Source organism: Gemmatimonadaceae bacterium, from assembly GCA_020851035.1.
Classification (GTDB): domain Bacteria; phylum Gemmatimonadota; class Gemmatimonadetes; order Gemmatimonadales; family Gemmatimonadaceae; genus JACMLX01.
The window spans coordinates 180,549-187,448 of record JADZDM010000007.1 but is presented as its reverse complement, the minus strand read 5'-3'; the positions used below and the strand labels follow the sequence as shown (position 1 = coordinate 187,448).

9 protein-coding genes are annotated in these 6,900 nt (G+C 70.1%); 7 read left to right on the top strand and 2 right to left on the bottom strand.

The features are described 5' to 3' along the window. Together IT355_07805 and IT355_07800 are read left to right on the top strand one after the other, a co-directional pair. Positions 1–212 (top strand): hypothetical protein (locus tag IT355_07805; GenBank protein ID MCC7053159.1); only part of this gene is annotated, 212 nt, incomplete at its 5' end. Between the two features lie 114 nt (positions 213–326). Next, positions 327–953, top strand: a complete 627-nt coding sequence (locus IT355_07800; protein ID MCC7053158.1) for a Rieske 2Fe-2S domain-containing protein — start codon at positions 327–329, stop codon at positions 951–953. Positions 954–961: 8 nt separating this feature from the next. Here IT355_07800 and IT355_07795 read toward each other — a convergent pair whose 3' ends face one another. Further along, positions 962–1,726: an MOSC domain-containing protein gene (locus IT355_07795; GenBank protein ID MCC7053157.1), complete on the bottom strand. Its 765-nt coding sequence runs from the start codon at positions 1,724–1,726 to the stop codon at positions 962–964. Between the two features lie 224 nt (positions 1,727–1,950). Between IT355_07795 and IT355_07790 the strand changes: the two genes are divergently transcribed. The 3 genes from IT355_07790 to IT355_07780 all read left to right on the top strand — a co-directional run bounded on the left by IT355_07790 (position 1,951) and on the right by IT355_07780 (position 4,623). Continuing rightward, positions 1,951–3,363, top strand: coding sequence for a Glu/Leu/Phe/Val dehydrogenase (locus IT355_07790; protein MCC7053156.1), 1,413 nt, complete (start codon positions 1,951–1,953; stop codon positions 3,361–3,363). 105 nt (positions 3,364–3,468) lie between these two features. Beyond that, on the top strand, positions 3,469–3,882 hold the full coding sequence (gene apaG, locus IT355_07785) for a Co2+/Mg2+ efflux protein ApaG (protein MCC7053155.1): 414 nt from the start codon (positions 3,469–3,471) through the stop codon (positions 3,880–3,882). 348 nt (positions 3,883–4,230) lie between these two features. Continuing rightward, positions 4,231–4,623 carry a RidA family protein gene (locus IT355_07780; GenBank protein ID MCC7053154.1) on the top strand — a complete coding sequence of 131 codons (393 nt, stop codon included), beginning with the start codon at positions 4,231–4,233 and terminating at the stop codon, positions 4,621–4,623. A gap of 15 nt (positions 4,624–4,638) precedes the next feature. On the opposite strand, the gene IT355_07775 is transcribed toward IT355_07780, so the two are convergent. Continuing rightward, on the bottom strand, positions 4,639–5,103 hold the full coding sequence (locus tag IT355_07775) for a DUF1499 domain-containing protein (protein MCC7053153.1): 465 nt from the start codon (positions 5,101–5,103) through the stop codon (positions 4,639–4,641). Between the two features lie 176 nt (positions 5,104–5,279). Between IT355_07775 and IT355_07770 the strand changes: the two genes are divergently transcribed. After that, positions 5,280–5,900 carry a penicillin-binding protein activator LpoB gene (locus IT355_07770; GenBank protein ID MCC7053152.1) on the top strand — a complete coding sequence of 207 codons (621 nt, stop codon included), beginning with the start codon at positions 5,280–5,282 and terminating at the stop codon, positions 5,898–5,900. Between the two features lie 15 nt (positions 5,901–5,915). Continuing rightward, on the top strand, positions 5,916–6,815 hold the full coding sequence (locus IT355_07765) for a hypothetical protein (GenBank protein ID MCC7053151.1): 900 nt from the start codon (positions 5,916–5,918) through the stop codon (positions 6,813–6,815). The last annotated feature ends 85 nt before the right edge of the window (positions 6,816–6,900 follow it).

The window sequence follows — 6,900 nt, the reverse complement described above, 5'->3', positions numbered from 1 at the left end:
TGCGGATCAAGGGCGGCGACACGGCGTTCCTCTGTCCGAAGCACAAGTCGGAGTACCGCATCGACGGCGAATACATCCGCGGCCGCGCCACCCGCAGCATGGATCGCCGCCCGATCCACCGGGACGGTGCGGAGCTCGTGGTGGACGTGGACAACATCATCAAGAGCGACGAGGATGCCGCCGGCTGGGCGGCGGCGTTCGTGCCGGCCTGACCGGGACCGCCGGCGCGATGGCGCCGGCCACCCGACATGCTCACGCGGGCGGCGAGGCCGCCCTGACGCGCCCGTCCCCGGCTCAGCCGGGCGGGCCACACCAGGAGGAGTTGCATGGCGCACGATGAGGTGCACGCCGACGAACACGAATGCCCGGGCTGCCCGCTGGCAGATGCCGTGGCGGCACGACAGGCCGAGGAGCTCGCGGCGATCTCGCGACGCGACTTCGTCTCGGTTGCCACCCTCACCGCGATCGCGCTGACGTTGAGCGCCTGCGGTGGTGGCGAGCTGTCGGCAGAGGAACGGCTGACGGGCGTCTCACCCACGCCGACGCCGACGCCGACGCCGACGCCAACCCCGACTCCGACTCCGACACCAACGCCAGCGCCCACGCCCACGCCGACACCCGGGAATCCACCCGTCGGTGCCAATCAGGTCGGCATCACGATCGCGGACCATCCCGCGCTCGCGGTGGCGGGAGGCGTCGCGAAGATCAGCTCCAATCCGCCGGTCGCGCTGACCCGCACTGCCACCGGCTTCGCGGCCTATTCACTCCGCTGCCCACACTCCGGCACCACGGTCACGCTGCAGTCCTCGGGCACCTGGAAGTGCACCAACCACGGCGCGCTCTTCTCGGCCGCCGGCGTCTGGACCGGCGGGCAGAAGCGGACCAGCAATCTCGTGGCCAGGGCGGTCACGGCGAACGCCACCAACACCTTCGTCGTCGTCACGCTCGTCTGACCAGCGGGTCACGCCGTCGTCCGTGACGGCGTGGCCGCGCGCCGCGTGAGCCGCTCGCGGAGCCCCGCATGCGTGCCCGGCGCATCACGCAGGGCCATGAGGTCACCGCGGGTGGCGCGGGGAGACTCCAGCAGCGCGAACACGCGCGCCACGGTCCAGTCCTCCTGCACCCGGCGCAGCAGCACCACGTCGTCACCGGGTGACACGGCTCCCTCGCGCCTCACGGCGTTGTACCAGCCTGCCGCCGCCGTCTCCGTCACCTCGCGCCGCAGCGCCGGCCGGAGCCAGCGGCGCGCCAGCGTCGCACAGGGGCCACGCGGCTCGGTGATCTCCATCTCGCTGTCGCCGACCTGCCAGACATCACCCAGGCACACCGTCTGGTCGGTGAGCCCGTCCACGGTGAGGTTCTCGCCGAACGCGCCGAATCCGTACCGGCTTGCGTCCACCGATGGCGACATCGCGCGCAGCGCCGCCGCGTGCGTTGCGGCGTGCGGACGGAGCACCGCGTCCCACAGCGCGTCGTAGTGCGCCGCAGCGTAGACCAGCACCGCCTTCTGTGGACCGCCGTGGTGCCGTGTCTCCTTCTGCTCGTCACCCGCGAGTCCCAGCAGACGCACGTCGGCGCGTGTGATCGGTGCCTTCAGGATCGCGGAGCGCCAGGTCGTGGCGTGGCCATCCGGCTCGCGTGGTGAGCGCAGGGACCGGATCGGCCCGGCATGGACGGCGCGCACCACACCGTGCGTCGCGAGCGGAGGTCGGATGGCTTTGGTCACCTGCCACCAAGCTATGCGGGTGCGGCCTCGGCGCCTCCCGGTGTCATGCGCAGCACGCACGGACGAGGTCGGTGCGCCGCGCCGCCGGATCAAGGGTTCCTGGTCCCGGGCCGACCATCAGAGTGGTGACGCGCCGCGGCCTCGCGCACGGTGTGGCTGGCCTGCACCGTGCACGCCCCGCACCTTTGCCGCACGCTCGTTCGACCCACTTCCTCCTGAACCCCATGTCAGAACAGAGCTTTCTCGGTCAGGTCCATCGCGCCTTCGATGCGGCGGCGACGTTCACGAACCATCCGCAGGCCCTCCTCAACCAGATCCGCGAGTGCAACGCGGTCTACCGCGTCACCTTCCCGATCCTCCGCGATGACGGCACGATCCGCACCATCGTCGGATGGCGCGCGGAACACAGCCACCACAAGCTCCCCACCAAGGGGGGCATCCGCTACGCCATCAACGTCAACGAGGACGAGGTGATGGCGCTCGCCTCGCTCATGACGTACAAGTGTGCCGTGGTGGACGTGCCGTTCGGCGGTGCCAAGGGCGGCATCAAGATCAACCGCAAGGAGTTCAGCGAGTCCGAGCTGGAGCGGATCACGCGGCGGTACACCTTCGAGCTCTGGAAGAAGAACTTCATCGGCCCGGGCGTCGACGTGCCGGCGCCGGACTATGGCACCTCCAGCAAGGAGATGGCGTGGATCGCCGACACCTACGCCCAGCTCGCCGTCGGTGACCTGAACGCGCTGGGCTGCGTGACGGCCAAGCCGATTGCCCAGGGTGGCATCCGCGGCCGCACCGAGGCCACCGGGCGCGGCGTGTTCTACGGCGTGCGTGAGGCGTGTGACAACGCGGAGGACATGAAGGCCATCGGCCTCACGCCGGGCCTCGCCGGGAAGCGCTTCATCGTGCAGGGCCTCGGCAACGTGGGCTACCACGCCGCGAAGTTCCTGCAGGAAGGGGGCGCGGTGCTGGTCGGGATCGCGGAGGCGGAAGGGGCGCTCCACGACGAGCGTGGCATGGACCTGCAGGCGGTGATGGCGCACCGCCGCGAGCACGGCACGATCAAGGGCTTTCCCGGCGCCACCTTCCTCGCGGATTCCCGCGCGGCGCTCGAACTGCCCTGCGAGATCCTCGTGCCGGCCGCCCTCGAGGGCCAGATCACGGCCGCCAACGCCGGCCGCATCCAGGCGAGGATCATCGCCGAGGGCGCCAACGGCCCCACCACCTTCGAGGCCGACGGCATCCTGCACCAGCGCGGCGTGATGGTGCTCGCCGACCTGTTCCTCAATGCCGGCGGCGTCACGGTCAGCTACTTCGAGTGGCTGAAGAACCTCTCCCACGTGCGCTTCGGGCGCATGGAGAAGCGCTTCGAGGAGACCGCGTTCACCAACGTGCTCAAGGCGGTGGAGGACCTCACCGGGAAGACCCTTGGCGCCGAGCGCATGGCACGGCTGTCCCACGGCGCCGACGAGGAGGACCTCGTCAACTCCGGACTCGAGGATACGATGATCTCCTCCTGGAACCAGGTGCGCGACACGTGGGTGAAGCACGGCCGGAAGACCGACATCCGGACGGCGGCCTTCATCAGCGCCATCAACAAGGTGGCGGTCAGCTATCAGGACCTCGGCATCTTCCCGTGACCTGCGGCAGTCGAGCCCGGTGATGCCGGGCTCGACTGCACTGGCGCCCCCGCCGTCATGCACGCGCCCTGTCGGCCCGTCGACCTCGGGGGGTAATTTGCGGGCGTGAAGCGCCCCCCCTTCTTCTACCGTGAATCGCACGGCATCCGCGTCTCGGTGCGTCCGGTGTTCCTGCCGGCGCAATCACAACCGGCGCACGCACAGTTCGTGTTCGCCTACTTCGTCCGGCTGGAGAATGTCGGCGACCAGGCCGCGCAGCTGCTGTCGCGCAAGTGGCTCATCCACGACTCGGTCGGTGACGGCGAGGACACCGAGGTGGAAGGGGAGGGCGTGGTCGGAGAGCTGCCGGTGATCGCCCCAGGCCACATCCACGAGTACCAGAGCTTCTGCGTGCTCAAGTCGCCCAGCGGCTACATGGAAGGGCAGTACTTCTTCCGACGCGCGGACAAGTCCCGCTTCGCCTCCGACATCCCGCGCTTCACGCTCGACGCGGAGAACGCACTCGGCCCCACGTCCTGACCACGCAGGCGACGCGCGCCGACAGCGGCACGTGCGACGCCCCGCGGCGGCCGGAAACGAGATGGCCCGTCACCGCGACTGCGGGACGGGCCATCTGCCTTCGACGCCGGCTCGACACGGTCACGAGCCGACGGCCTGGACAACGTGGATCAGGCGACGGTCGGGTGACCGTTTGCCCAGGTCGAGCCGGCGGAAGGACTGCGACTGGCCATGGGATCACCTCCTCGAGACAGGTTGAACAGTGGGCGGAACTGCGCACCGCACGCGGCGATTGCCTGAAAGAGTTAGCAAATGTTTCGCGCGGGCGCTATCCCTTCCAGCCAGGCCTTCCTTCTCCCTGGCGGACTCATGACCGACCGTGCGTGGACACCGATCTTCCTCCCCGATGACGTGCCGCCGCCCGTCGGGGCCTACACGCCCGCAGTGCGGGCAGGCGACTTCATCCATGTCTCGGGACAGGTGCCGCGCGATCCGCGCACCGGCACGCTCGTCGGCGCCACCGTCGAGGCGCAAGCCGTCCAGGTGCTCGCGAACATCCGCGAGATCCTCGCGCAGGCCGGAGCCACGCTAGCCGATGTCGTTGCGGCCACGGTCTACCTCACCAACGAGCAGGACTGGGGCGCGGTCAACGACATCTGGAAGGCCACGTTCACGGCGCCCTATCCGTCGCGGACCACCGTCGGCGCGCGCCTGCGCGGCATCCTGATCGAGGTCACCGTCGTCGCCTACGCGCCGCGCTGACGGGGCGCGGCGGGCCTACCGCGCGCCGCCGAAGCGCGCGAACCACTGGTCGCGCAGCCCTTCCACCCGCTTGCGGTTCACGCCCAGGTCACTCTTCCCGAGCCGGGATGCCGACCGGACGTGGATTTCGCCGCTGGCTGCGTCGTAGCGGAACTCCACATCGTCCTTGAATCGCATCAGCAGGCTGGTCGATTCGGCGTGGAGGTAGCCCGGCGTCGCGGTGACGACCTCGGTGCGCGGCCACGCCCGAACGAGGGTGGCCAGGCGCTCGAGGTCCGCCGCGCCGCCCGGAGCCGGGAAGCTCTTCACCAACTGCTCAGCCGGCGTGCCCGCCTCGGAGCTCACGCAGTTCGGCGTCCCGGGGCAGGGACGCAGCCGGCCGGCCTGCACACCGAGGTCGGCCGGTCGCGTTCCCGAACATCCGAACATGACGCCTCCCAGCAGCAGCGCCGCCAGCCGACGGGTGGGAAAAGCAGACACGCAGGTGTCTCCGCGAGAGGACACACCCTCGCCGTTGATTGTGTAACTCGTTGATCCGCAATTCGTTATACAAGGTGCCCGGGCGGCGCGGGCCATGCAACACCGGGATCCAGAGGCGCCGCACCCGCACAGCACCCGGCCTCGACTCCGACCGTTCGCCCCTTCAGGAGCACGTCATGACCACCTCCCTGCCATTCACCCTGCGCCGCGCCGCGGCACTTGGCCTGGCGGCCATTGCCCTTGCCGGCTGCAACAACAAGCGCGTGAGTCGCGTCGACCCGGCGAGCGTCACCGACCTCTCCGGTCGATGGAACGACGTCGACTCGAAGCTCGTCGCCAATGCGCTCATCGACCAGACGTTCACCGGCCAGTGGAGCGCGCAGTACGCCTCCGCGCACGGCGGCACGCCGCCTACGGTCATCGTCGGCACCTTCAGGAACCGCACCCTCGAGCACGTGCCGATCGGCACCTTCGTGAAGGACCTCGAGCGCGCGTACGTGAACAGCGGCCGCGTGCGCCTCGTCGCCAGCCGCGACGAGCGCGCCGAGGTGCGCGACGAGCGTGAGGACCAGCAGGCCAATGCCAGCGCCGAGACCCGCGCCCGCATCGGCAAGGAGAGCGGCGCCAGCTACATGCTGCAGGGTGACGTCCAGGCGATCGAGGATGCCGAGGGACGCGAGAAGGTGGTCTTCTACCAGGTCGACGCCTTCCTCGTGGACCTCGAGAGCAACCAGAAGGTCTGGATCGGCCAGCACAAGATCAAGAAGTACATCGACCGTCGCCGCATCGGCTGGTAACCCGGAGCCATGACCATGACCCCCCTCTCCCTCAAGGCCGCACTCAGGGCCGGTGCGCTGCTCGGCGCGGGCGTGGTGCTCGCCGCCTGCAACGGCCCGCGCCGCATCCGCGAACGCCCCATCCTCACCAACGGTGACAGGACCGCGTCGCAGGATCGCATCATCGACCGCGCCTCCGCCACCGGTGCGGACGACAACGCCCGGCTCACGCAGGCGCGCGACAGCGTGTATGCGAAGGCCGTCGCCACCTGCCGCGGCACCATCTGCGCCAGCATCGTGAAGGGCGAGATCTCGCTCGGCATGACGCCGGCGCAGGCGATGGCCGCCACCCGCACCGCACCCGCCGCCTGGACGCTGCGCGAGAGCGGCGCCGCCACCGTGATGGTGCCTCGCGTGCTCGGCAGCTCGCCGCGTGATGCCACCGGCGAGGTGGTGATGGTCCAGTTCGACGACGAGCGGCTCGAGGCCGTCAGCTACCGTGAGACGCAGGGCATCCGCGTCGTGTCGTCCGCGTCGGACACCACCACCGACGGCCGCGCCACCGCGATGGCCGATGCGCTGATCCGCGAGGGCGACCAGTTCAACGCCGCCGGTGATCGCGTCCGTGCGCTCGACCGCTATGATCGTGCCCTCGCGCTGAAGCGGGCCGACCCGATGCTGGAGTACAAGGTCGCCACCATGCTGGACCTGCAGATGCGGCCGGTGGAGGCGCAGATCCGCTACCAGCGCTTCCTCCAGTCACTCGAGATCGAGCGGATCCGCGCCCGCGGTGACGCGAATGCGCAACTCGCCGACGCCATCGCCCGCGCGCAGCAGCGGCTGATCGTGCTCGAGCGGCAGGCGCCGGCGCCGGCTGCCGCCCCCGCGACGGTCCCGCCGCCGGACCCGTCGGCCGCCGTGCCGCCGGCGCGCTGAGCCCCGCACACCGGTGGGGGGTCGCAGCCGGTTCCGCGACCCCACGCCGCGCTCCACCCCTGGTCCACCCGCTGTCGCACACACC